The sequence below is a fragment of the Blastococcus sp. VKM Ac-2987 genome (genome assembly GCF_026967805.1).
Classification (GTDB): domain Bacteria; phylum Actinomycetota; class Actinomycetes; order Mycobacteriales; family Geodermatophilaceae; genus Blastococcus.
In genome coordinates this window covers 1,162,982-1,186,656 of sequence record NZ_JAPVBG010000001.1, presented here as the reverse complement: position 1 = coordinate 1,186,656, position 23,675 = coordinate 1,162,982, and the positions used below count along the sequence as shown (strand labels likewise).

The window sequence follows — 23,675 nt, the reverse complement described above, 5'->3', positions numbered from 1 at the left end:
GCGGGTCCTGGCTCACGGTCGACGGTGAGCCAGGACCCGGATCGACCAGGTGACCTGATCAACACGGGTCAGGCGGCGACGGTGGGGCGGCGCCGGCCGGCCTTCGGCAGGTCGGTGGTGTCGGGGGCCTCGAAGCCCGGGCGGTGGAACCCGCCGCGCACCCCGCGGGCACCAAGGTGCATGACGAAGGCGAGCACGCGGGCGACCGCGGTGAACAGCTGCGGCGGGACCTCCTGGCCGAGCTCGCAGGATGCGTGCAGCGCCCGGGCCAGGGGGATGTCCTGGACCATCGGGACGCGGGCCTCCGCGGCCTTCTCGCGCAGCTTCGCCGCCACCGCCCCGGCGCCCTTGGCGACCACGCGCGGCGCGCCCTTGGCGGCGTCGTACTTGAGGGCCACGGCGACGTGGGTGGGGTTCACCAGCAGGACGTCGGCCTCGGCGACCTCGCTCATCATCCGGTTCCGCGACATCGCCATCTGCACCCCGCGGCGGTGCGCCTTCATGTGCGGGTCGCCCTCGGCCTGCTTGTACTCCTGCTGGATCTCGTACTTGCTCATCTTGAGCTCTTTCATCATCTTCTTGCGCACGACGAGGTAGTCGGCGACGGCGATGACCAGGCCGGTGACCGCGACGACGCGGAACATCAGCACGGCGGAGTCGGTGAAGGTGGCCGCGACCGCCGACAGGGGCAGCGAACCCGCGGAGGACACCAGCGCCTGCGCCCGTTCGCTGGTGATGATGACGACCGTGCCGAGGGCGGCGGTCTTGATCAGCGCCTTCGTCGCCTCCCAGAGGCCCTGGGTCCCGAACATCCGCTTCATCCCCGGGAACGGGTTGAGCTTCTTGAGCTTGGGCTGCATCGGCTTGCCCGTCACGTGCACCCCGCCCTGGGCCGCCGACGCCGCCACGCCCACGAGCATCAGCGCGACCGCGGTGGGGAGCAGCGTCGTCAGGAAGGCGATGAGGGCCTTGCCCAGCAGGGCGGTGACCGAGGAGGCCTGGGGGTTCTTCACCACCGTGCCCACGTGCACGAACAGCTGCTGGACGGCGTCGAACGCATTGCCCACGAGCATCGGCAGCAGGAAGCTCGCCGCCGCCACGCCCAGCCAGGTGCCCAGCTCCTGGGTGCGCGGGATCTGCCCGTCCTTGCGCGCCTTCTTCAGGCGCTGGGGAGTGGGCGCCTCGGTCTTCTCCCCGCCCGGTCCGTCCTTGGCCATCAGCCGCCGCGCAGGGAGATCATGGCGCGGGTGCCGTGCTCGAGCAGGCCGTCCAGAGCCGGGGGGAGCAGCGGGAAGGTGAGCCCGAGCATCGCCAGGGTCAGCATGATCTTCACCGGGAAGCCGAGGGCGAAGACGTTGAGCGCGGGTGCGGCCCGGCTGAGCAGGGCCAGCGCGACGTCGGCGAGCAGCAGCACGGCGACCATCGGCCCGGCGATCTGCAGCGCGGCCAGGAACATCATCGAGAACGCGGTGATGAGGACCGCCGCGATCTGGTCGGTGGGCACGTCCCCGCCGACCGGCAGCCCCTCGTAGGAGGTGGCGAACCCCTTGACCATGAGCAGGTGCCCGCCGCTGGTGAACAGCAGGGTGGTGGCCAGCAGGTAGTGCAGCTTGCCCAGCGAGCTGTTCTGGGTCATCGCCATCGGGTCGTAGCCCGGCTGCAGCGAGAAGCCGCCGGCCACGTCGAGGATGTCGCCGGCCATCTGCACGGCCGTGAACAGCACCTGGACGACGAAGCCCAGCGCCGCGCCGATGACCACCTCGGTGAGGGCGGTGACCAGCAGGAAGCCGGCCGTCGGTGCGGGGAGGGTCGGGGCGATCTGGGTCGAGAGCAGCACCGACAGCGACAGCGCCAGCGCACCCTTGACCGCACCCGGGATGACCCGGGAGTTGAACGGCGGGGCGAAGAGGACGAAGCCGGCGGCGCGCGCCGTGCCGAGGAGCAGGGCGGCGAGCGTGACCGCCGGGACCGAGAGGTCCACGGCGCTACGTCCGGTCGAGCAGCGCCGGCAGCTGGTCGAACAGGGTGTGGGTGAAGCTGACCAGCTCGGAGAGCACCCAGTTCCCGGTCACCAGCAGGGCGATCGACACGGCGATCATCTTCGGGACGAAGGAGAGCGTGGCCTCCTGGATCTGCGTCGCCGCCTGGAACAGCGAGATCAGGAAGCCGACCAGCAGCGCGGTCAGCAGGATCGGGGCGGCGACCTTCGCGGCGACCATCATGGTCTGCGCGGCGATCTCCGTGACGTCGGCGTCGCTCATGGCTCGACTCCGAACTCGTTCCGCTCCTCGGTCGCTGGCGCTCCCTGCGATGCTCGCTCGCTCGTCGTTCTCGCGTTGCTCATCGCTACCCCGCCCCTCCGTAGGAACCCACCAGCGCGGTGGTGATGAGCGCCCAGCCGTCGACGACGACGAAGAGCAGCAGCTTGAAGGGCAGCGACACGATGGTCGGCGGGACCATCATCATGCCGAGCGCCATGAGCGCGGCGCTGACGAGCATGTCGAGCACCAGGAACGGGATGAAGATGACCAGCCCGATGATGAACGCGCTCTTCAGCTCCGAGAGGACGAACGCCGGGATCAGCGTCGTCATGCTGACCGCCGCCGCGTCGGCGGGGGCCTCTTCGCCGGAGAGCCCGATCATCAGCGTCAGCTCGTCCTCGCGGGTGTTGGCCAGGAGGAACTCGCGCAGCGGCACGACACCGGCGTCGTAGGCCTGCGACACCGACATCGCCCCGTCCATGTAGGGCTGGACGGCGAGCTCGTTGATGTCGGTGAGCACCGGGCCCATCACGAACAGCGTGAGGAACAGGGCGATTCCGGTGAGCACCTGGTTCGGGGGCGACGTCGCCATGCCGAGCGCGTTCCGGGTCAGCCCCAGGACCACGATGATCTTGGTGAACGAGGTGGCCAGCAGCAGCACCGACGGTGCGACCGAGAGGACCGTGATCGCGAGGATCAGGGTGATGGAGCTGCTGGGTGAGCCGTCGCCGATGGAGATGTCCACGTTGCCGTCCACCGTGGGTGCGACGGGCGCGGTCGGTGCCGTCGGTGCCGTCGGTGCGGCCGTCGCCGGGCCGGCGAGCAGCACCGCCGCCACGGTGGCGAGCAGCAGCGCCAGCAGGACGACGGCGGTGCGCCGCCGGGTCCCCGGGCTGCTGCCCGGCCGCGGCAGCGGGCGCACGAGGGCGGTCATGACCGGCGGACCGTGCGATCGCGCAGCCCGTCGACCAGCGTGCCCCAGCTGTTGCGGTCCAGGACCGACCCGGCGAGCACGCCGTCGGCGGAGCGGGCGACCTGCGCCGGGATGGCCGGCGCGTCCTCGCCCGGCTCGCCGGCGGGGCGCAGCCGGACCGGTGCGCGCCGGTCGCCGAGCGCGGCGTCCACGGCCTCGGCGTCGACCTCGGCCAGCAGGGTGACCTGCTCCTCGGTGGCGCCGATGACCAGGACGACGTCGGCGATCCGGACGACGTTGACGGTGCTGGTGCGGCCCATGCGCTGCCGGGCGACGACCTCGATCAGGCCGTTGCCCTGGCCCAGGCCCTTCTTCTTGGCCAGGGCGGCGGCCCACCAGAGCACGCCGCCGATCAGGGCCAGCGACAGGAACAGCCGGATGATCATCCACGTCATGAGGCCGCGGCTCCCAGCTCTGCCGCGTCGGTCACGATCTCGCTGATCCGCAGCCCGAAGTCCTCGTCGACGACGACGACCTCGCCGCGGGCGATGAGCGTGCCGTTGACCAGCAGGTCGGCCGGGGCGCTGGCCGCGCGGTCGAGCTCGACGACCTCGCCGGGGTGCAGCGAGAGCAGCTCCTGCACGGTCATCCGGGTGCGCCCGATCTCCACGGTGACCTCCATGGCCACGTGCCGGAGGAGCTCCAGGCTGCCGCGCTGGTCGCGGGTGGCCGGGAGGGTGACCTGGAGGGCGAGCGTCGCCTGGTGCTCGCCGTCGCCCAGGAGCGGGACGGCGACGAACATGCCCTTGTCGCGCAGCCCGTCGAGCGCGGCCACCGGCTCCTCGGTGCGCTCGGCGGCCACGCGCACCCGGCCCAGGGCCGCGGCGGCCGCCTCGAGGGCCGGGCGCAGCGCGGAGGCGACGTCCATCTGGCCGACTGGGGAGTTCTGCAGGGCGTCGACGACGTCACCGGAGATCACCAGGACGACGTCGCCGGACACCTCGCCGGAGAGGCCGGCGGTCACCGCGACGGCGGCGGCCGGGGGGAGAGGGACGGTGTCGGGGTCGCTGACCGGGGCGCCGGCCGTCAGGGCCGAGGTCGAGGGGACCAGGGCGGCGGCCGCGCGCGCGGCCGCGGCGACGACCGCCGTGACGGTCTGGGAGTCCTGCGAGTTGGTGCGGGGCGCGGTCATGCGGAGTCCTTCGCGGCGTGCGGAGCGTGCGGGGTGGGGACGATCGAGGCGGCGAGCCGGCGCCGGTGGTTGCTGGCGATCGCGTAGGCGAACGTCGTGTCGTTGGTCGTGACCTCGAGCGGGCTGTCCCGCGGGTGGCGGAGCAGCAGCACGTCGTCGACGGCGAGGGAGAGCAGGTCGGAGGAGGAGACGGTGAGCGGGGCGAAGCGCACGCTCACGTCGACCGGCACGAGGTTGAGCCGGGCGGCCAGGGCCTCACGGGCCCGCTGCCGCTTGCGCAGCGCGGACTCCGACAGCTGCGGGGACGCCGCGTTGTTGAGCGACTGGGCGAAGGAGGAGAACGGCAGCACGACCGTCGCCTCGCCCTCGCGGCTGCCGACGGCCATGGCGAAGGTGGCCACCATGACGGTGTCCGAGCCGGCGGCGGCCTGGGCCAGCTGGGGGTTGTACTCGCGCCCGACCAGCACCGGCTGGATGTCGGTGACCGGGTTCAGCGAGGTGGCGAACTCGTCGAGCAGCCGCTCCAGCAGGTGGTTGGTGATGGTGGTCTCCATCGCCGTCATCGGCCGGTTGGGCTGGGCGGCGCTGCCCGATCCGCCGAGCATGTGGTCGACCATCGACATCGCCATGTCGAGCGGGAACGCCAGCAGCCCCTTGCCGGCCAGGGGCTCCATGGTGAACGTCGAGATGAAGGTGGGGTTGGGCAGCGTCCCGATGTAGTCGTCGTACGAGAACTGCTCGATGCTGCCCAGCTCCAGGCGGGCGCCCGCGCGCAGGAACGTCGTCAGGATGGTCGTCGCCTGGCGGGCGAAGTTCTCCTGGGCGATCTGCATGACCCGCACGTGCTCGCGGGAGAGCTTCGTCGGGCGGCGGAAGTCGTAGGTGCGCGGCTCCCCGCGGCGGCTGCGGCCGCCCGGGCCGGCGGCGGGTGCTGGTGCGGGTGCCGGGGCCGGCGCGGCGGCCGGGGCCGGTCCGGTCTCGGGGGTGGTCACGAGAAGCCTCATCGGCGGGGCGCGGGACCACCCTGACCGGGCACCGAGCGGCCACCGTGCCGACAGGGGGTGGTGTGACGGGTGGGGCCCCTGACGCGCGTCAGGGGTGCCCTCCGGAACCGGAGGACACCCCTGCGTGGTCGGGCCGCCGCGGCGCCGGAGCGCCGCGGCGAGTACGTCACTGGGTGACGTACTCGGTGTAGTAGATGCCCATGACCGCCTTGACGTCGTGGTCGGTGTAGGCCTCGACGATCTTCGCCTGCAGCGACTCCTTGAGCGCCTCCCGGGCACCGGTGACGTCGGCCGGCGCGGCCTGGGAGAACGTGGAGATGACCAGGTCCAGGGCCTTGGTGCCGTCGACGCCCCCTCCGCCGTGCCCGTCGCCGGCGGCGGCCCCCTCCTCGGTCAGCTCCAGGGCGACGCCGATCTTCAGGTAGCCGCCGCCGGCGAGGTTCACCGCCACCGGCTCGAGCGGGAGGTAGGTGCCGCTGGACACCGGCTCCACGGCCTCGGCCTCGGCCGAGCCGGCGAAGAGGAAGAAGTAGCCGGCGCCGGCGCCGGCGAGCAGCACGGCGGCCAGGACGAGGAGGAGCTTCTTCTTCCCGCCCCTCCCCTCGCCCTCCTCGCCGTCGGCGGGGGCGGGGGCGGTCTTGTCCTTGCTCATTCGGGAACTCCCTGGTTGGCGGCGGCGTCGATGCCCGGCAGGAGGGCGTTGGCCTCCGCCGAGGCGGTGGACAGGACGACGACGTCGACGCGCCGGTTGACGGTGACGGCGTTCGGGTCGGACTCGGGCACCAGCGGCCGGGTCGAGGAGTAGCCGGTGGCGGACATCCGCGGCTGCGGGACGCCCTGGTCGCCGAGGTACCGCAGCACGGTGGTGGCGCGGTAGGTCGACAGCTCCCAGTTCGACGGCCACGGGCCGCCCCGGGTGACCGGGAGGTGGTTGGTGTGGCCCTCGACGCCGAGCTGGTTCGGCAGCCCGGTCACGGCGGGGGCGACGGCGGCCAGGATCGCGCGGCCCTCGGGCCGCAGCACGGCCTCCTCCGCGTCGAAGAGCACCTGGTCGGCCACGATGTGCACGACCAGGCCGCGCTCGTCGATCTCGTACCGCGCGGCGCCGGCGTAGCCCGCCTCGGCGAGCGCCGCCTCGATCCGGTCGCGGGCCGCGGCCAGCTCGTCGTACGCGGCCGCGGCCTCGGCGGCGATCCGCTCGGCGCGCTCGGCCGCCGCCCGGGCCGCGGCCTGGTCGACCTGCGCCTGCTGGACCGTCGGGTCCGGCGGGATGGCGGAGGCGATGTCGATGGCGCCCGGCAGCCCGTCGAGGACGGACTCCTCGGGGGACGCAGCCGGCGTCACCGTGATCGGGCCGCCCAGGCTCTCGTTCAGGCCCTTGGCCAGGGCGGCGAACTTGGCCGTGTCCACCTGGCTCATGGCGTAGAGCACCACGAAGAGCACCAGAAGCAGCGTCATCATGTCCGCGTAGGACACCAGCCACCGCTCGTGGTTCTCGTGCTCCTCCTCCTCGTGCTTCTTCCCCCGGCGCCGGCCGTGGCCGGAGCTCACGAGCCGGCCCGGGCGGTCCCGGGGCTCACGCCGCCTCCTTCGCGACGGAACCCGGCGGCACGAGCGAGGTCAGTTTGAGCCGGACGGCGCGCGGGCTGGTGCCGGCCTGGATCTCGGTGATGCCCTCGACCAGGAGCTCCATCTGCGCGGCCTGCAGCTCGCTGACGCGCATGATCTTGGCGCCCATGGGGAGGAACCAGAAGTTCGCGGCCATGACGCCCCACAGCGTGGCGACGAACGCCGCGGCGATCATCGGCCCCAGAGCCTCGGGGTTGCTCAGGCTGCCCATCACGTTCATCAGGCCGACGATGCAGCCGACGATGCCGATGGTCGGCGCGTAGCCGCCCATCGTGGTCATGAACTTGGCGGCGACCTTGTCCTCGGACTTCTTGGCCGCGATCTCGCTCTCCAGGACCGCGCGGAGCTCCTCCGGGTCGGTGCCGTCGATGCCCATCTGCAGGCCGCGCCGCAGGAACGGGTCCTCGATCGCCTTGACCTGCCCCTCGAGGGCCAGCAGTCCCTCCTTGCGGGCCTTCTCCGCCAGCGAGACCAGGGTCTGGATCTGGTCGGTGGGCGGCGGCACCTTGGCCGGCATCAGGGCCATCTTCATCCAGCCGGGCATCTTCTTGAGGTCGTCCATCGTCTGGCCCGACATCGCCGCGCCGAACGTGGCGACGATGACCAGGATGATCGCCGGGATGAAGATCAGCGAGCTCGGGTCGGCGCCCTCCATGATCATGAAGACCAGGAGCGCCGCCATCGAGATGACGAAACCGATCAGGGTGGCCGGATCCACGGGTCAGCGCTCCTCTCGGATCGGGAAGGGCACGACCGACGAGTCGCCGATGTCCTGCTGCTGCTCGGGGACGTGCGGGCGGTAGGTGCCGCGGTCCATCGCGTACGAGATGGCGAGGATGCCGGCGCGGTACTCGCAGATCTCCTGGAGCACCTCGTCCACGCTCTCCCGCACCACGTACTTCGTGCCGTCCACCAGGAAGGCAACCGTGTCGGGGTGGGCCTCGACCTTCTCGATGAGGTCGGGGTTGAGCGCGAACTGGTCGCCGTTCAGGCGCGTCACTCGGATCACGGGTCGGTCCTCTTGCTCGGTGGGGCCCGTGGAACGGGCAGCACAGTTCTCATCGGTCCCGGAACGGGCTTCCTTGAGCCGAAACGCCCTGGCCGGGGGCGTGTGACGGACGGCCCGGTCACCCTTCCGGGCGGCCGGGCCGTCGGCCGGTGGAGCGACGTGCGTCAGCGCTTGAGGTTCACCAGGTCCTGGAGGATCTCGTCCGAGGCGGTGATCACCCGGCTGTTCGCCTGGAAGCCGCGCTGGGCGACGATCAGGCCGGTGAACTCCTCGCTGAGGTCCACGTTCGACATCTCCAGCGCGCCGGAGCTCAGCTCGCCGCGGCCGCCCTGGCCGGCCAGGCCGATCATCGCGACGCCGGAGTTGTCGCCGACGCGGAAGGCGGAGTTACCGGCCTTCTCCAGGCCGCTGGGGTTGTTGAACGAGGCCATGGCCAGCTGGCCCAGGGGCTGGCGCAGGCCGTTGGAGTAGACCCCGGTGATCGTGCCGTCGTTGCTGAGCGTGAACGACTGCAGGGAACCGAGGGCGTAGCCGTCCGGCTTCGGCGCGGCCAGCGTGTTGGCCCCGCCGAACTGCGTCAGCCCGGCCAGGCTCATCGTCACCGGGTTGGTCCAGCTGGGGTAGCCGGCCGGCGTGAACGGGGCCAGCGCGAAGTTCGGACCGGCCGGGGTGGTCAGGTTGCCGGCGGCGTCGAACACGATCCCGGTGGTCCCCATGAGCGGGGTCCCGTCGGCGTGCACGACGCTGACGTCCCAGGTGTTGGGGCCGGTCTTCGCCAGGTTGTAGGCGACCTTCTGCAGCACGCCCTGGCTGTCGTACATGTCGGCGCCGACCTGGAAGGTGGTCCCGTCGGCGACGTCGGAGGGCAGATTGCCCAGGATGCTGCCGGCCGTCGTCGGCTTCGGGTTCACGATCTGCCCGTAGGGCACGGTCAGGTCCCGGACCGGACCGTTGGCGTTCACGACGCCGTTCGCGTCGGCCACCCAGCCCTGCAGGATCGAGCCGTCCGGGGTGACCAGCTTGCCGCTGGCGTCGAAGTCGAACGAGCCGGCGCGGGTGAACAGCTGCTGGCCGCCCGCACCGTTGACGACGAAGAACCCGTCGCCCTCGATCATGAAGTCGGTGGACCGGCCGGTGGACTGCGCCGCACCGTTGGTCCAGTTGGTGGTGATGCCGGCCAGCTTGACGCCGAGACCGATCTGCGCCGGGTTCGTGCCACCCCGGTCGGCGGCCGGCTGACCGCCGGCGCGCACGACCTGGGAGAGCGTGTCCTGGAAGACGGTGGCGCTGCTCTTGAAGCCGACGGTGTTGACGTTGGCGATGTTGTTGCCGGTGACGTCCATCTTGGTCTGGTGGGCACGCAGACCGGAGATGGCGGAGAACATGGAGCGGAGCATCGGGGGTCTCCTCCGGGTTGGGGCTCGGGATGGTGGCGCGCGGGTCGGCGCGGGGCCGGGGTGGGGGTCAGCCGGCGCCGACGGCGGTGATCCGGCCGACGGGCACGGCGACGCCGCCGATGGTGGCCTCGGCCTCGGCCTTGTCGGTGGCCAGGCGGACGGAGCTGACGACACCGCTCTTCGCGGCGCCGGTCGAGTCCGTGTAGGTGACCGTCTGGCCGACCATCGCGCCCGCGCTGCTGGAGCGCTGCAGGGCCAGCATCGAGGCGTTCTGCTTGGCGATCTCCTCGAGCTTCTCCACCTGGCTGAAGGTCGCCGTCTGCGCCATCAGCTGGTTGGTGTCAGCGGGGTTGCCGGGGTCCTGGTACTTCATCTGGGCGACGAGGAGCTTGAGGAAGGTGTCCTTGCCCATCTGGTCGCCGCGGTCCACGGTGTTCGTGGCCGAGTAGGTCGCGGCAGCGCTGGTGGCTCCGGTCACTGCGTCCGGCATCGGTGGGTGGCTCCTTCTCTCAGGCGAGCACGTCCACGCCGGACGACGTGGAACGGGTGCGGGGCTGGTTCGCGCGCCCTTCTCCGCTATCGGCAGTCCGATCCCCGGACGGGAACCGCTCGCCGGCCCGGTCCCGTGCCGGTCCGCGGTCGCCGGATCCCTGCTGCGCCTGCTGCTCGGCGGCGTGCCGGGCGAGCCAGGAGGTGTCGGCGTCGGCGTCGAGCTCGACCTTCGAGGGGGTCAGGCCGGCGGACTCCAGGTCGCGGCGGAGCTCGGGGAGCGCGTCGAGGAGCGCCGCGCGGCCCAGCTCGGAGGCGCCGCGCAGGGTCAGGTCGAGGCCTTTCTCGCTGACGGTCACCCGGACCTCGACCGGCCCGAGGTTCTCGGGGGTGAGCACCAGCGTCATCGTGTGGGTGCCGTCGCCGGCCCCGCTGAGCACCGCCACCTGCCGGGCGACCTGACCGGAGACCGGCAGCGAGGCGCCGGTCCCGGTGGCCGCGTCGACGTCGGCCGGAGCCGGCACGGCCGCGCCGGCCGGGGAGACCGCCGGGGCGCCGCCGGCCGGGGACGTGACCGGTGCCGCGGACTCGGGAGCCGTCTCCGCGGTGGTCTCCGTCCCCGGCACGGCGAGGGCGGGGGAGCCCGGCCGCGGCTCGCCGTCACCGGGCCGGTCGGACCCCGCCGCGGGAGGACCCGCCGCGAGGACCGGGGCAGGGGTGCCGTCGGAGGGACCGGCCCCGGTGGAGGTGGCCGGGCCCGGACCGGCGGGCGGCGGGCCGGCAGGGGCCTCGGCGCCGCCGGCCGGGCCGGCTGCCGTGGCCGCGACGGTGACGACGGGCAGCGGCCCGGCCGCCGTCGCCACGGTGGCCGGTGCGGGGACGGCCGGGACCGCCGGGCCGGCTGCCGCGGGCCGACCGCCTGCGGCCGGCCCCGCCATCGGTGCGGGCACGGCCGGCGCGGGGACGGCCGGGACGTCCGCGGCCGGCCCGGCAGGGATCGCCGGCAGGACCGGCGGCCCCGGCGGCACGAACCCCGCCACGAGGGCGCCGGGCGGTACCGCGGTCGCCGGCCCGGCGGGAACCGGGCCACCCGGGGCCGGGCCCGCGGCCGCGCCGAGGGCCAGCGCCCACAGCGCCGCGGCCACGCCCGCCACGGCGGCGTCGACGACCGGCACCGCACCGTCGGCCGGCGCCTCGGTCTCGCCGCCGGTCGCCGACCCGCCGGAGGACTGCTGCCCGCTGCCGGTCCCGGCGTCCCGGACCGCGCCCCGGCCGCCGGCCAGCGCACCGTCGAGGGCGGACGCGAAGGGCGCCGCGCTGTCGGTGGACCCGCCGTCGGAGGACGACGTCGACGCCGCGCGCGCGGCCGGGACGGCGGAGGTCACAGGAGCTGTCATCGGTAGGCCTCTGCCTTGCTCATCACGGAGCGGACGTAGTTCTGGGTCTCCGGGTAGGGCGGGATGCCCCCGTAGCGGCTGACCGTCCCGGGGCCGGAGTTGTAGGCGGCCAGCGCCAGCTCGGTGGAGCCGAACTGCTGGGTCAGGCTGCTGAGGTACTTCGCGGCGCCGTCGATCGCCGAGCCGGGGTCGAGCGGGTCGACGCCCAGGCCCCGGGCGGTCGCCGGCATGAACTGCATGAGGCCCTGGGCGCCGGCGGGGGAGACGGCCGAGGCGTCGAAGCCGCTCTCCTGCTTGGCGACCGCCGCGAGCAGCGGGGCGTCGACCCCGTGCCTGCCGGCCGCGCGGGTGAACAGGTCGGCGTACGGGACCCCTGTGAGCGCGGAGCCGGTGGGACGTGCCGTCGGCGCCGCGGCCGTCTCCGGCAGGACCCGGCGGATGGCGGTCGGGGTACCGACGTCACGGATGCCGACGGTGCCCCCGGGCTTCGGCGAGTCGATCATCTTGCCGTCGCCCACGTAGATGCCGACGTGGTCGACCCCGGGCCGGTCCGAGGAGTAGTCGAAGAAGACCAGGTCGCCCGGGCGGGCGGAGTCGAGCGAGGCGACGGCCTTGCCGGTGGTGGCCTGCTGGGAGGAGGTGCGCGGCAGCTCGACGCCCAGGTTGCCCATGACCAGCTTGGTGAACCCGGAGCAGTCCAGGCCCTTGCCCGGGTCGGTCCCGCCCCACAGGTAGGGGACGCCGAGGTACTTCTGCGCCTCGGTGACGACGGCGCTGCCCGACGCGGTGCCCCCGCCGGTCGCCGAGGTGCCGGCCGCCGAGGTGCCGGTCAGGCCCGCGGCGCCGGCGGCCGACGCCCAGGCCGCGGACGAGGTCGCGGTCGCGGTCGCGGTCGGCTGGAACCGGGCCTGGATCTCGGAGATCCGGGCCTGCACGGCGGTCAGTCCGTCCATGCCGTCCCCCTCGGTGCGCCGGTGCCCCGGCCGGCCCGGCCGGTGACCAGATCGTCGGCGGCGCGCTCCTCGGCGACGTCGGCGGCGTGCTGCTGGGCGGCCCGGTGGCGCTCGGCGAGGCGCTCCAGGGCCTTGGTGCGCTGCGCGGCGGCGGTCCACTCCGCGCGGACGGCCTCGGCCTGCTCGGCCTGCGCCGTGGCCAGGGCCCGGGCATCGGCGGCGTCGGTGGCGGCCGTGCGCAGCAGCACCATGGCCGCCACGAAGGACCCGGCCGGGAGCGACGGCGGCAGCACCGCGCCGGACAGGGCCGTCTCGTACTCGGTCGCCCGCCGGGCGGCGTCGGCGGCCGAGGTGGCGGCGGCAGCGGCCGCGGCGGCCGCGGCGCGCTCCTCGGTGCGGCGCAGCTCGAGCACCGGCTGCAGCCGGAAGCGGGTCGGCTTCATCCGCCCCTCACGATCCGCTGCAGCCACGCCCACGCCTCGGCGGGCGGGGTGGACTCGCCCAGCGGCTGCTGCAGGAACGCGTCGATGCCGGGCGCGAGCTGGCGGGCCCGGTCGACGAGCGGGTCGCTGCCGGCCTGGTACGCGCCGATCTCGATCAGCTCGCGGACGTCGCGCAGCGCGCCCATGAGCCGGCGGATCTCCCGGGCGTCGGCCATCTGCGCCGGTGGCACCACCGCGCCGGCGACGCGGGAGATCGACTCCAGCACGTCGATGGCGGGGAAGTGCCCGGTCGTGGCCAGCTTGCGGGTGAGGACGATGTGCCCGTCGAGGATCGAGCGGGCGGTGTCGGCGATGGGCTCGTTGTGGTCGTCGCCCTCGACGAGCACGGTGTACAGACCGGTGATGGAGCCGGTGGTGCCGGTCCCGGCCTTCTCCAGCAGTTGCGGCATCATCGCGAAGACGCTCGGCGGGTAGCCGCGGGTCGCGGGCGGTTCCCCGGCGGAGAGGCCGACCTCGCGCTGGGCCATCGCCGTCCGGGTGATGGAGTCCATCAGCAGCAGGACGTCGCGGCCCTCGTCGCGGAAGGCCTCGGCGATGCGGGTGGCGACGAAGGCGGCCTTGAGCCGCACCAGCGGGGGCTCGTCGGAGGTCGCGACGACGACGACCGTGCGGGCGAGGCCCTCCGGGCCGAGGTTCTCCTCGATGAACTCGCGCACCTCGCGGCCGCGCTCGCCGATCAGCCCGATGACCCGCACGTCGGCGTCGGTGCCGCGGGTGATCTGGGCGAGCAGGCTGGACTTGCCGACGCCGGAGCCCGCGAAGATGCCGAGGCGCTGGCCCTTGCCGCAGGGGACGAGGGTGTCCAGCGCGCGGACGCCGAAGGTGAGGGGCTCCTCGACCCGGGCGCGGGAGAGCGCGTGCGGGGTCTGCGTCTCCAGGTCCACCCAGTCGACCCGGCTGCCCAGCGGCGGGCCACCGTCCACGGGGCGGCCGAGGCCGTCGAGGACGCGGCCGAGCAGCGCCTCGCCCACCGGCACCTGGAGGGGGCGGCCGGTGGCGCGGACCGGGGCGCCGGCGTGGACGCCGGAGAGGCCGCCCAGCGGCATGCAGGTGAGGCGGTCGCGGCCCACGGCGACGACCTCGGCGAGCAGCGGCCGGTCGGCCGGGTCCACCTCGACCAGGTCGCCGACGGCCGCGCTGACGCCGTCGACGCTGAGGGTCAGGCCCATGGCGCCGGTGACCGTGCCGGTCACCTGCGGGCGGGCGGCTGCGCGGGCACGCTCCAGCAGCACGGGGGAGACGCTCACGACCCGAGCACCGCCTGCACCCGCTGCAGCGCCGAGCTCAGCTGCGCGTCGATCCGGCGGGGGCCGGACTCGGCGACCGCACCGGCCCGCTCGACGGCGGGGTCGGCGACGACGCGCACGCTGGCGGGCAGCTCCGCGAGCGCCTCGGCGGGCACCTCGGCGAGGTCGTCGGGATGCAGCCGCACGACCGTCGGGGCGTCGGCCGGGCAGAAGGTCAGGGCCCGGCGGACGGCGTCCATGACCGGGTCGGCGGACAGCGCGAGCTCGCGGCCGAGGAGGTCCTCGACGAGGGTCAGCACCGTGCCGACGATCGAGTCGCGGATGTCGTCGGCCACCGGCACGGCGGTCCCCTCCAGCTGCCGGGCCGCCGCACCGAGCGCGGCGGTGGCCGAGACCAGGCGCCGCTCCCAGCGCGCCTGGACCTCGGCGAGCCGCTGCTCGGCGGCGCGCTCGGCCTCGGCGACCACCGCGTCGGCGGCCAGCAGACCCTCGGCATGGCCGGCGGCGAAGCCCTCGGTGCGGGCCTGTGCCCGCAGCCGGGAGAGCTCCTCGGCGTAGACGTCGCCGAGCCGGAAGGAGGGCTTGCTGCCGGCGACCGGCTGGTCCTCGGCACGGCGCACCGACGTCCGGCGCTCCACCGGCGAGGGCTGGAACGGGATGGCCGGGGAGGGGGCCGGCGCCGGCACGGAGGCCGGCACCGCCGTCGCCGGGCGGGCGACCGGCACGGCTGCCGCGACGGCGGCGCCGCGCTCGGCCATGACCTCCCGGTAGGGGCGGGCCAGCGCGGCGGAGCCGCCGCGCAGGATCGCGCCCTCACGCAGTGCCCATGGGCGTGACTCCGCGCCCCGGTCCGCTCCTCGCTCGACGACCCACGGCGCCTCCGCGGTCGCTCCGCTCCTCGCTCGTTCCTCGCTGCGATGCTCGCTCCCTGTCGGCGCCGGCCTCGCTGCGATGCTCCCGAGGCTGTCGTCACGCAACGAAGTCATCGTCCCCACCGCGGTTGATGGTCAGCACGCCCTGCTCCTCGAGGGTGCGGATGACCGCGACGACCTTGGCCTGCGCCTCCTCGACGGTGCGCGTGCGCACCGGGCCGAGCAGCTCGATCTCCTCGGACAGGTTCTCGGCGGCACGCTCGGAGAGGTTGCGCTTGATCTTGTCCTGGACGTCGGGCCGCACACCCTTGAGCGCGGTGGCCAGGTCGTTGGCCTCGACCTCGCGCAGCACCAGCTGCAGGGAGCGGTCGTCGATGGTGACGATGTCCTCGAAGACGAACATCTGCGCGCGGACCTGCTCGGCCAGCTCCGGGTCGCTGGTGTCCAGCCACTCCAGGATCGAGCGCTCCGTCGGCCGCGGGGAGCGGTTGATGATCTCGACGAGGGTCTCGACGCCACCGACGGTGGTCATGTCCTGGTGCGCCAGGATCGAGCCCATCCGGCGGCCGAGCTCCTCCTCCACCAGCCGCACCATCTCGGGTGAGGTGCGGTCCATGGTGGCGATGCGGTGCGCGACCTCGGCCTGCTGCTCCGGGGCGAAGCCCGAGAGCACCTCCGCGGACTGGGCGGCCGTGAGGTGGGCGAGCACCAGTGCGATGACCTGCGGGTGCTCGTCCTTGAGGAAGGTGACGAGCTGGCGGACGTCGGCGTTGCGCAGCGAGGCGAAGGGCACCTCGGTGTAGACGACGTTCAGCCGGGACAGGATGCCCTCGGCCTTGTCCTGGCCGAGCCCTGCGGCGAGGATCTCGCGGGCGAACTCGACACCGCCGCGACCGACGAAGTGCTGGGCGGTCATCAGGCCGTGGAACTCGCGCATGACGCCGTCGACGTCGTCGAGCTCGACCGAGCCGAGCTTCATCAGCTCGCGGGTCAGCGCCTCGACCTCGCGGGGGCGCAGCTGGGCCAGCAGGACGCCGGCCTCCTCCTTGCTCATCTGGGCGAGGAAGACGGCGGCCTTGCGCAGGCCGGGCAGCTCTTGGCGCGGCGGGACGGCGACGGCCGAGCCGGGTGCCGTGGGGATGCTGGCGAGGGTCATGCGATCACCTCGCTGGCGCTCGGCGTCCGCATGCCCATGGGTGCTCTGCTCATTCCTGAGCTCGCGAGCTCGCTCACGACTTGTTCTCGCTCAGCCAGCCGCGCAGCATGGCCGCGACCTCGTCCGGGCGCTCGCTGACCATCGCCGAGATCTCCCCGCGCACCTTGGCCCGTTCGGCCGCCTCGAGCTCCATGGCCGCGTTGTCGACCGCGACCTCCTCGCGCGTGCTGGCCACCCGCAGGCGGTCCAGCTCGGCCAGCATGTCGTCGTCGAGCTCGAGCGGCTCGTAGTCCTCCTCGTCCTCCACCTGGCGGCGCGAGCGCAGCCAGACGATCAGGACGACGAGCGCGATGCCCGCGGCGATGCCGCCGGTGCGGATCATCGACCACATCTGCTCGTTCGCCTCGGCCTCGCGGGCGGCCTCCATGGCCGCGGCGGCGTTCTCGGCCGCGGTCGCGTCGAAGGGCAGCGAGGCGACGGTGATGTCGTCGCCGCGGGCCTCGTCGAGGCCGACGGCGGTGACCATCAGCTGGGTCATCTGCTGCTGGTTGAGGTTGCCGGCGACGGCGTCGTCCATGACGACGGAGACGGTGAGCCGGTTGAGCTCACCGGGGGCGCCCTGCACGACCTCGGTGGTCTCCCCGACGGCGTTGTTGGCCGTCGTGGACTCCTTGTTGTACGTGGACTCGCCGCCCGCGATCCCCGCGGCGTCGGGCATGTTCTCCGGGCCGAGGATGCCGCCGACCGGGGCGCCGCCGCCGGTGTACTCCTCGACGGTGGTCTGCTCGGAGATCGGCGGGACCTCCTCGTCGAAGGTGTACGTCTTCGAGGTGGTGCTGCGCTCCGAGAGGTCGACGTCGGCGCGCACGGAGACGACGGAGCGCCCCGGCCCGACGACCGAGTCGAGGATCTTCTGGGCGCTGGCCGAGAGGCGGTTCTCGTACTCCTGCTCGACCTGCGAGCGGGCGTCGCCGGCGGCCGCGGTGACGCCGGTGCCGGCGGCGGAGAGCACCTGACCGGTCGAGTCGGCCACGGTGACCTGGTCGGGGTCCATGTCCTGGATGCTGGAGGAGACCAGGTTGGTGACCGCCTGGATCTGCTCGCCGGAGAGCGTGGTGCCCGGCGTCAGGTCGAGCAGGACCGACGCGGTCGGCTCGGCCTGGTCGGTCACGAACACCTCGTCCTCGGGCAGCGCCACGTGGACGACGGCGGAGTTGACGCCCGCCAGCGCCTTCAGGGTGTTGGCCAGCTCGCCCTCCAGGGCGCGCTGGTAGGTGACCTGCTGCTGGAACTCGCTGGTGGTGATGCCCTGCTCGTCGAGCAGCGCGTACCCGGTGTCCTGGCCGGCGGGCAGGCCCTTGCCGCTCATGGCCAGGCGCAGGTCGTAGACCGCGTCCTTGGCGACCATGATCGTGCCGCCGCCGTCGGCCAGCTCGTAGGCGACGCCCTGGGCGTTCAGCTCGTCGACGATCGCCGAGGCGTCGGCGGCGGCGAGGTTGGAGAACAGCGGGGCCTGGGTCGGCGTGGTGATCCAGGTGACGAAGAAGACGCCGCCGAGGGTGAGCCCGGCGAGCAGCAGGCCGATGACGACCTTCTGCCCGAGGCTGACCGTGTCGAACGTGGAGCGGGCACGCTCCAGCGTTCCGGCGAGTGCCGACTTCATCAGATCTGCATCCTCATGATCTCGTTGAACGCCGCGACGGCCTGGTTCTTGATCGTCACGACCATCTCGGTCGCCACGCCGGACTCAGCGCTGGCGATCATGTAGTCGTGGACGTCCTTCAGGTCGCCCGTGGCGGCCTGCACGGCCTTTCCCGCGGTCACGGACTGGGTGGCCTGGAGCTTGTCGAACGTCGAGGCGAGGACGGCGGCGAAGCCGTCGGCGCCTTCGGCGGCGGGAGTGCCGCGGGTGCTGCCGGCGACCCCCGTGACCGCACCGATGCCGACCGGCGGGATGCCGCCGAGCGGGATGGTCATCAGCGCTTCCCGAGCTGCAGCGCCGCCTGGTAGGCGGTGGTGGCCCGCTCGACGACGGCGAGGTTCGCCTGGTAGCCGCGCTGCGCCATCATCATGTGGGTCATCTGGTCCCCGAGGTCGATGTCGGGGTACTTGACGTAGCCCTCGGCGTCGGCGAGCGCGTGGTCGGGCTGGTAGACCATGCGGCCCTCGGGGTCGCCGAACTCCGCGCGGGCCACGCGGACGCCGCCCTCGCCGGTCCCGTAGTCCACGGCCTGGGCCACGACGAGCCGCTCCTGGAAGGCGTCCTCGTCGGTCCGCCGGACCGTGTTGATGTTCGCGATGTTGTCGGAGACGGCGTCGAGCCACTTCCGGTGCGTCATCAGCCCGGACTGGGAGATGCTCAGGGCCTGGAACATGCTCATGGTCAGGACGTCCTCAAGGCGGTGCGGAGGGAGTTGTACCGGCCGTCCAGCGCGTTGAGGGCCAGCTGGTAGCGCAGCCCGGTCTCGGTGGCGATGACGGTCTCCGCATCCAGGTTGACGTTGTTGCCGTTGGTGTTGGTCGGCTCGAGCGAGCGGGCGGTGGTGCCGCTGGAGATCACCGGCGTGGAACCGCTCCGGACGGCCCCGCGCAGCGACGTCTCGAAGTCGGTCCGCCCGGCGAGGAAGCCGGGGGTGTTGACGTTCGCGATGTTGTCGGCGGTGACGCGCTGCCGCTGTGCGAGCCCGGCGAGGGCCGCCTTCAGGACCGTCGAGGTGGCGTCGGGGATCATCGAGCGGATCCCCGGCGGGTGGAGCAGGACACGATCGACCTCCGGGTACGCGGAAGACACTCGCGAACGAGTGCAGGGCCGCCGATCCGTGGCGATGGTGGTGCTCTCCGTGCACAAGCCTCATCGGCACCGCCGGCGCGGGGCTTGACCGCCGTTCCCCGACAGGAGGGGAGCGGCGGTCAGGAGGGGTGCGGGGGACGGTTGTGACGGACGAGCCGGGCGGGAAGCACGACGGCCGGCCACCGCGGGAGCGCGGTGACCGGCCGGGAGGCGGGCGGGTTGGGCGTCAGAGGGCCCGGTCGACGAAGGAGGCGACGGGCCGGCTGGGGGCGTAGGACATGCGGGCGGCGAGATCGCGCTGGCGCTGGGACTGCATGATCCGCTCGACCAGTTCCTCGGCGACGGCGAGCTGGTGCTGCAGCAGCGCGGCGGCGCGCTCGCGCAGGTCGTCGGGCAGGGGGCCGAGGCTGGAGGGCGGCACCCAGTCGTCGATGCGGCGGCCCCAGGAGGCGATCTCGTCGGCGCGGCCGGAGGCCATGGTGTGCTCCGCGGCGACCACCTCGCCCTCGAGGTGGGTGAGCACCGTGGTCCAGTCGACGGGCTGCGGCGCGCCGTCCCCGGGCGTGTCCCGGGACGGCGTCATGACGCCGAGGCCGAGCCGGCCAGGGACGCCGCGGCCTGGCGCCAGGCGTCGCGGAGCGGCTCGACCACCTGGCGGCAGGACGCGATGCGGTTGCCGTCGAGCTTGATGTTCGCCTGCACCAGCTCGCTGATCAGCCAGTTGTAAAGGGAGGCCAGCCGGGGGCCGCCGTCCCAGACGTCGACCCGCAGGCTGGAGAGGAGCTCGTAGACGATCGCCTGCGCGTGCTGCAGCTGCTCGCTGGCCTCCTGGCGGTCACCGGCGGCCACGGCGAGCTGGGCCCGCTCGAGGTCGAGGGCCAGCCGGTCGTAGAGCATGACCAGCACCTGCTGCGGCGACGCGGTCGCGACCGTGTCGCCGAGGTAGCGGGCGCGGAGGGAGGCGGCACTCATCGGGGTTACTCCTGGGACGAGGGGGCGGTGCGGGAGGGAGCGGGATCAGCCCATCGCGCTGAGCTGGCCGGCCAGCCACGTCGACTGGTTCTTGAGGGAGTTCAGCGCGGTCTCCATGGCGGTGAACTGGCGGGTGAGCATCTCGCGGCGCTTCTCCAGCCGCAGGTCCCAGGCCTCGATGCGTCCCTCGATGTCCTCGGCCTGGGCGTCCTGGCCCTTGGCCAGCGCGACGAGCGTGCCCGTCGTGACGTCGGACGCGGACTTCGAGACCTCGAGCACCCGAGCGGCGATGCCGGGCGCAGCCTTGACCACAGCGCCGTCGGCCCTGGTGGTCTCCGGCGTGCCGAGGACAAGCTTGCTGGCCAGCTCGGGCTTGTCTTCCAGCGCGGCAAGGAAGGTCTCCTTCTTGAAGGTCACCGTCCCCTCCCTGGTCAGCGAGAAGCCCACCTGGGCGGGCGAGCCGCTGGCGCCGACGGCGCTGGAGACCGCATCGAGGAGACGACCGGCCAGCTGGGTGACGGAGAAGTCCCCACGCAGGGCTGCGGTGCTGCCCTTGGTGTTGTTGGTGTAGTCCTTGACCGTCTTGATGGCGGCGTTCACCGCGTCGACCATCGTCTGCACCTTGCCGGCGACCGCGTCGGGGTCGCTGGCGACCGAGACCGTCACCGGGGAGGCCTCCGCCTTCGTGACCGTGAGCGTCGTGCCCGGCATGACCTTGTCGAAGACGTTGGTCGAGGAGTAGACGGAGTAGCTGGTGGCCCCGCCCTGCCCGCCGATCTTGAGTTCCGCGTTCGCGCCCAGTGCCGTCGTCTCGAAGGTGCCTGCCCCACCCAGTGAGAAGCGGCTGTCTGCGCCGGTCGCCTTGCTGGTCACCTGGAGGACGTACTCGGGGGTCGCGCCGTCGCGCACCTGCACGACCGCGGCGCTGAGACCGAACGTCTTGTCGGCGTTGATGGCAGCGGCGGCGTCGGCCAGCGTCTGGCTCCCGCCGATGGCGATCGACCCCTTGACGGCGCCGGCGTCGTCGCGGACCTCGATGCTGGAAGCGCCGTAGCCCGCCGAGGGGGCGGCCCACGCGGTGGTGCCGCGGTTCAGGACGCCGTGGCTGCTGGCGACGCCCACGACCGTGAACGTCAGGGAGCCCGTCGGAGCGCCGGTGGTCGCGGTGGCGGCGACGCTCGACGACGAGCTGGAAGCCTTGGTCGGCGTCCAGGCATTCGGCTTGAGCGCGGCCTCGGCCGCGGCGGTGATCGCCAGGAACGTGGTGTTGACCGTGCGGTAGGCCGACGCTGTGTTGCCCGTCGCGGTCAGCCGCGTCTTGAGGGCCGCCTGAGACGCTCCCTCGGCCGCCACAAGCTGGTTGATCAGGTTCGTGGTGTCCAGCCCGGAGACGAGGCCGTCGACGCTCATGCCTGCCATGCGGTTCCTCCTGGTCCGGGGATGGGCTGGGTGTGAGTGAGGGGGGAGGCCGCAGGGCCTCCCCCCTCACCCGGGTGGTGCTGAGGTACTCCCTCAGCTACTCAGCTGAGATCAGCGGAGCAGCGAGAGAACGCCCTGCGAGGCCTGGTTGGCCTGCGCGAGCATCGAGGTACCGGCCTGGGACAGGATCTGGTTCCGAGTGAACTGGACCATCTCCTGCGCCATGTCGGCGTCCCGGATGCGGCTCTCCGACGCGGTCAGGTTCTCGACCGTGACGTTGAGGTTGTTGATGGTGTGGTCGAACCGGTTCTGCAGCGCACCGAGGTCCGCGCGGGTCGTCGACACCGTCTTGATGGCCTCATCCAGCTGCGTGATGGCCAGGTCCGCACCCGAAGCCGACGCGAAGCTGATGGTCTTGTTCGGGACATCGGCAACCGAGGTGGGGGCCGCGGTCGTGAACGTGAGACCAGTAGCGGTGTTGGCGACCGTTGCCCCGACACCGGCGTCGGTCAGCGCGGTCTGGATGGCCGTCGTCCGCTGGGCAGCGGTCGAGCCATCCGCGAACTTCACCGTGGACAGATCAAGGCTCTTGTCGCCGACCGTGATCGTGCCGTTGAGCTTGTCGAAGCTCTCGGCCAGGGTGTAGTTGTTCGCGGCGCCCACGGTGGCAACACCGGCGGTGCCGGTCGTGCCGTTGTGGCTGGCCGCGGTGCCGACCGCGCCGGTGAGAGCGTCGGCTGCGGCAGCCAGGGTGACGTCCAGGCCATCGATCTTGAGACCAGCAGCGCTCATGTCGGTGCCGACCTTGACGGTGATCTTCTCGCCGGCGTTGGCGCCGACCTGGAAGTTCCCCGCGTAGCTGCCGTCCAGCAGCTTGGTGCCGTTGAACGTCGTGGTGTCGGCGATCCGGGTCAGCTCGCTCTTCAGCTGGCTGATCTCGGACTGGATGTTGCCCTTGGCGTCGTCGTTCAGACCACCGGCGTTGCTGGCCTGGACCGACAGGTCGCGCATGCGCTGCAGGATGCTGTGCGTCTCGGTGAGCGCACCTTCAGCGGTCTGCACGACCGACACGCCGTCCTGGGTGTTGCGGACGGCGACCTTCAGGCCACCGATCTGCGAGCGCAGGCCCTCCGAGATGGCGAGCCCGGCCGCGTCGTCGGCGGCGCGGTTGATGCGGAAACCGGAGGAGAGCTTCTCCAGCGACTTCGACATCTGGTTGTCCGTGACGGACAGGTTGCGGTACGCGTTGAGTGCCGCGATGTTGTTGTTGACGCGCAGACCCATGGTGATCCTCCTTGGACGGGGTCGTACTGGGTGTTCCCGCTGCATCCGTGCTGCGGGCCGTGCTGGTGTCGCACAACGGGTTTCGGCCTGGGGCCGCTGGGACTTGAGGCGAACGAAATTTTTTCTCGGCCGCGTATCCCTCAGGCGGGTCGGGCCGCGGCACGCTCGGGGGTGATCCACGCGCCGGCGCGGGCCCGGGGCGGTGGCGGCGCCGGTATCGACGACGGCAGGGCACGACCGGCCCGGCCGGTGAGCCGGTCCAGGTAGCTCCGCTGCTGGTTGCGCGCCCGCACCCCGCCGGTGGCGGCGACGGGCGTGCCCTCCCACGTCTCGCCCATGGCGGCGTGCAGCAGGGTCAGCGCCCGGGCGCGCATCTGCGAGACCCGCGACAGCGTCACGCCCAGGTCTTCCGCGATGTCGGTCAGTGATTCATCACCGAAGTAGTTGCGCTCGATGACCTCGTCGAGCCGGTCGGGGAGGGCCCGGATCGCCTCGTGCAGGTGCCGGGCGCGTTCGCCGCGCAGGACTGCGCGCTCGGGGGACTCCCCGGTGTCGGGCAGGTCGAGGGAGGCTCCGTCGGGGCCGACCTCGGCGTCGATGCTGACCATGACGGCCCGGTGGACGTCCACCTGGAGGTGGTCGAGCTCGCTGCGCGCGAGGCCGAGGCTCTGCGCCAGCTCCTCCCGCGTAGGGGGCCGGCCGAGGCTGATCGTCAGGGCGTCGGCGGCGGCGTCGGTCCGCCGGGCCGCGGCGCGCACCGATCGGCTGGCCCAGTCGCCGGACCGCAGCTCGTCGAGCACCGCGCCCTGCAGCCGCGCGAGGGCGTAGGTGGCGAACGAGGCGCCCGCGGCCGGGTCGAACCGGCGCGCCACCTCGACCAGGGCCACGTGCGCGCAGGAGAGCAGGTCGTCCCGGCTCACGTGGCTCGGCAGCGAGATCCGGGAGGCGACGGCGTTGACGGCGAAAGCGGCCAGCGGGAGGTGCTCGGTCACCAGCGCGTCGACCTCCCGCGCGGACCGCCCCTTGACCGGGTTCGGGACCCGGCCGTTCTGGGGGCGTTCGTGCAACGGCCGGTCATGCGCCGACCGCTCACGCAGGGGTCGCTCGGTCGCGAGGGCACGGACTGGGGTCACGTCGTACTTCTCGGCGGGCGGCGCCGGGGTCGGCACCACCCGTCGGCACAAAAC

At 72.9% G+C, this 23,675-nt stretch carries 28 protein-coding genes; all 28 read right to left on the bottom strand.

Annotation, left to right across the window (positions count from 1 at the left end; all coding sequences use genetic code 11):
- Positions 1 to 68: 68 nt before the first annotated feature.
- Complete coding sequence (locus tag O2W17_RS05900; RefSeq protein ID WP_269191468.1) at positions 69 to 1,217, bottom strand: EscU/YscU/HrcU family type III secretion system export apparatus switch protein; 1,149 nt, start codon at positions 1,215 to 1,217, stop codon at positions 69 to 71.
- A complete protein-coding gene (gene fliR, locus O2W17_RS05895; RefSeq protein ID WP_269191467.1) occupies positions 1,217 to 1,981 on the bottom strand; it encodes a flagellar biosynthetic protein FliR in 765 nt (254 codons plus the stop codon). The genes O2W17_RS05900 and fliR overlap by 1 nt, the downstream gene beginning before the upstream one ends.
- Before the next feature lie 4 nt (positions 1,982 to 1,985).
- Positions 1,986 to 2,261, bottom strand: a complete 276-nt coding sequence (fliQ, locus tag O2W17_RS05890) for a flagellar biosynthesis protein FliQ (protein ID WP_269191466.1) — start codon at positions 2,259 to 2,261, stop codon at positions 1,986 to 1,988.
- Positions 2,262 to 2,346: 85 nt separating this feature from the next.
- Complete coding sequence (gene fliP / locus O2W17_RS05885) at positions 2,347 to 3,195, bottom strand: flagellar type III secretion system pore protein FliP (protein WP_269191465.1); 849 nt, start codon at positions 3,193 to 3,195, stop codon at positions 2,347 to 2,349.
- Positions 3,192 to 3,629, bottom strand: a complete 438-nt coding sequence (locus O2W17_RS05880) for a FliO/MopB family protein (protein ID WP_269191464.1) — start codon at positions 3,627 to 3,629, stop codon at positions 3,192 to 3,194. Before O2W17_RS05880 ends, fliP begins: the two co-directional genes overlap by 4 nt.
- Positions 3,626 to 4,366: a flagellar motor switch protein FliN gene (gene fliN, locus O2W17_RS05875; protein ID WP_269191463.1), complete on the bottom strand. Its 741-nt coding sequence runs from the start codon at positions 4,364 to 4,366 to the stop codon at positions 3,626 to 3,628. Before fliN ends, O2W17_RS05880 begins: the two co-directional genes overlap by 4 nt.
- Positions 4,363 to 5,358: a flagellar motor switch protein FliM gene (locus O2W17_RS05870; protein WP_269191462.1), complete on the bottom strand. Its 996-nt coding sequence runs from the start codon at positions 5,356 to 5,358 to the stop codon at positions 4,363 to 4,365. The genes fliN and O2W17_RS05870 overlap by 4 nt, the downstream gene beginning before the upstream one ends.
- A 178-nt stretch (positions 5,359 to 5,536) precedes the next feature.
- Positions 5,537 to 6,022, bottom strand: a complete 486-nt coding sequence (locus O2W17_RS05865) for a flagellar basal body-associated FliL family protein (RefSeq protein ID WP_269191461.1) — start codon at positions 6,020 to 6,022, stop codon at positions 5,537 to 5,539.
- On the bottom strand, positions 6,019 to 6,921 hold the full coding sequence (locus O2W17_RS05860) for an OmpA/MotB family protein (RefSeq protein ID WP_269191460.1): 903 nt from the start codon (positions 6,919 to 6,921) through the stop codon (positions 6,019 to 6,021). Before O2W17_RS05860 ends, O2W17_RS05865 begins: the two co-directional genes overlap by 4 nt.
- Positions 6,922 to 6,946: 25 nt before the next feature.
- Positions 6,947 to 7,717: a motility protein A gene (locus O2W17_RS05855; protein ID WP_269191459.1), complete on the bottom strand. Its 771-nt coding sequence runs from the start codon at positions 7,715 to 7,717 to the stop codon at positions 6,947 to 6,949.
- Between the two features lie 3 nt (positions 7,718 to 7,720).
- Entirely contained in the window at positions 7,721 to 8,008 is a 288-nt protein-coding gene (locus tag O2W17_RS05850; RefSeq protein WP_269191458.1) for a flagellar FlbD family protein, read from the bottom strand.
- 164 nt (positions 8,009 to 8,172) lie between these two features.
- Complete coding sequence (locus O2W17_RS05845; protein WP_269191457.1) at positions 8,173 to 9,405, bottom strand: flagellar hook protein FlgE; 1,233 nt, start codon at positions 9,403 to 9,405, stop codon at positions 8,173 to 8,175.
- 67 nt (positions 9,406 to 9,472) lie between these two features.
- On the bottom strand, positions 9,473 to 9,895 hold the full coding sequence (locus O2W17_RS05840) for a flagellar hook assembly protein FlgD (RefSeq protein WP_269191456.1): 423 nt from the start codon (positions 9,893 to 9,895) through the stop codon (positions 9,473 to 9,475).
- Between the two features lie 19 nt (positions 9,896 to 9,914).
- A complete protein-coding gene (locus O2W17_RS05835; protein WP_269191455.1) occupies positions 9,915 to 11,291 on the bottom strand; it encodes a flagellar hook-length control protein FliK in 1,377 nt (458 codons plus the stop codon).
- Positions 11,288 to 12,244 (bottom strand): transglycosylase SLT domain-containing protein, encoded by a 957-nt coding sequence (locus O2W17_RS05830; protein WP_269191454.1) that lies wholly within the window; start codon positions 12,242 to 12,244, stop codon positions 11,288 to 11,290. Before O2W17_RS05830 ends, O2W17_RS05835 begins: the two co-directional genes overlap by 4 nt.
- A complete protein-coding gene (locus tag O2W17_RS05825; RefSeq protein ID WP_269191453.1) occupies positions 12,232 to 12,687 on the bottom strand; it encodes a flagellar export protein FliJ in 456 nt (151 codons plus the stop codon). The genes O2W17_RS05830 and O2W17_RS05825 overlap by 13 nt, the downstream gene beginning before the upstream one ends.
- Entirely contained in the window at positions 12,684 to 13,994 is a 1,311-nt protein-coding gene (locus O2W17_RS05820; protein ID WP_269191452.1) for a FliI/YscN family ATPase, read from the bottom strand. Before O2W17_RS05820 ends, O2W17_RS05825 begins: the two co-directional genes overlap by 4 nt.
- Entirely contained in the window at positions 13,991 to 14,752 is a 762-nt protein-coding gene (locus O2W17_RS05815) for a FliH/SctL family protein (protein ID WP_269191451.1), read from the bottom strand. The genes O2W17_RS05820 and O2W17_RS05815 overlap by 4 nt, the downstream gene beginning before the upstream one ends.
- Before the next feature lie 211 nt (positions 14,753 to 14,963).
- On the bottom strand, positions 14,964 to 16,022 hold the full coding sequence (fliG, locus tag O2W17_RS05810; RefSeq protein WP_269191450.1) for a flagellar motor switch protein FliG: 1,059 nt from the start codon (positions 16,020 to 16,022) through the stop codon (positions 14,964 to 14,966).
- Between the two features lie 73 nt (positions 16,023 to 16,095).
- Positions 16,096 to 17,685, bottom strand: coding sequence for a flagellar basal-body MS-ring/collar protein FliF (gene fliF / locus O2W17_RS05805; protein ID WP_269191449.1), 1,590 nt, complete (start codon positions 17,683 to 17,685; stop codon positions 16,096 to 16,098).
- Complete coding sequence (locus O2W17_RS05800; protein ID WP_269191448.1) at positions 17,685 to 17,999, bottom strand: flagellar hook-basal body complex protein FliE; 315 nt, start codon at positions 17,997 to 17,999, stop codon at positions 17,685 to 17,687. Before O2W17_RS05800 ends, fliF begins: the two co-directional genes overlap by 1 nt.
- Positions 17,999 to 18,403: a flagellar basal body rod protein FlgC gene (gene flgC, locus O2W17_RS05795; protein WP_269191447.1), complete on the bottom strand. Its 405-nt coding sequence runs from the start codon at positions 18,401 to 18,403 to the stop codon at positions 17,999 to 18,001. The genes O2W17_RS05800 and flgC overlap by 1 nt, the downstream gene beginning before the upstream one ends.
- 2 nt (positions 18,404 to 18,405) lie before the next feature.
- Entirely contained in the window at positions 18,406 to 18,753 is a 348-nt protein-coding gene (locus O2W17_RS05790) for a flagellar basal body rod protein FlgB (protein WP_269191446.1), read from the bottom strand.
- 286 nt (positions 18,754 to 19,039) lie between these two features.
- Positions 19,040 to 19,396 (bottom strand): hypothetical protein, encoded by a 357-nt coding sequence (locus O2W17_RS05785; protein ID WP_269191445.1) that lies wholly within the window; start codon positions 19,394 to 19,396, stop codon positions 19,040 to 19,042.
- Entirely contained in the window at positions 19,393 to 19,785 is a 393-nt protein-coding gene (gene fliS, locus O2W17_RS05780) for a flagellar export chaperone FliS (RefSeq protein WP_269191444.1), read from the bottom strand. The genes O2W17_RS05785 and fliS overlap by 4 nt, the downstream gene beginning before the upstream one ends.
- A 45-nt stretch (positions 19,786 to 19,830) precedes the next feature.
- Entirely contained in the window at positions 19,831 to 21,204 is a 1,374-nt protein-coding gene (gene fliD / locus O2W17_RS05775) for a flagellar filament capping protein FliD (protein ID WP_269191443.1), read from the bottom strand.
- Between the two features lie 111 nt (positions 21,205 to 21,315).
- Positions 21,316 to 22,488 carry a flagellin N-terminal helical domain-containing protein gene (locus tag O2W17_RS05770; RefSeq protein ID WP_269191442.1) on the bottom strand — a complete coding sequence of 391 codons (1,173 nt, stop codon included), beginning with the start codon at positions 22,486 to 22,488 and terminating at the stop codon, positions 21,316 to 21,318.
- A gap of 140 nt (positions 22,489 to 22,628) precedes the next feature.
- Positions 22,629 to 23,555 (bottom strand): sigma-70 family RNA polymerase sigma factor, encoded by a 927-nt coding sequence (locus tag O2W17_RS05765; RefSeq protein WP_269191441.1) that lies wholly within the window; start codon positions 23,553 to 23,555, stop codon positions 22,629 to 22,631.
- Between the last annotated feature and the right edge of the window lie 120 nt (positions 23,556 to 23,675).